Source organism: Streptomyces sp. SID3212, assembly GCF_009865405.1.
Taxonomy (GTDB): Bacteria; Actinomycetota; Actinomycetes; order Streptomycetales; family Streptomycetaceae; genus Streptomyces.
This window is the reverse complement of sequence record NZ_WWJY01000033.1, coordinates 1-252: the sequence shown is the minus strand read 5'-3', so window position 1 is coordinate 252 and position 252 is coordinate 1. Positions and strand designations below refer to the sequence as shown.

Annotated in this window: 1 protein-coding gene; it reads left to right on the top strand. The window is 76.6% G+C overall.

What is annotated here, in order from left to right:
• On the top strand, nt 1-252 hold a 252-nt coding region (locus GT042_RS01285), incomplete at both ends, for a P1 family peptidase (RefSeq protein WP_202532201.1).

The following is a 252-nucleotide window of genomic DNA, read 5'->3' as shown; positions in this document are numbered from 1 at the left end:
CTCGTCGGCCCCCTCAAGGGCGGGGTCGGCACGGCGAGTACGGTCCTGGGCTCCGGGATCACCGTCGCCGCGCTCGTCGTGGCCAACGCGGCGGGCTCCGCGGTCGATCCGCTGACCGGGGTGCTGTACGGGCGGTACTTCGACGGGCCGGTGGCGTATCCGCCGGCCGAGGTCCACGAGGCGGCCCGACGGCGCCTGGCCGAGTTGCGCGAGCGGAGCGGGCCGCCGCCCCTCAACACGACGCTCGCCGTC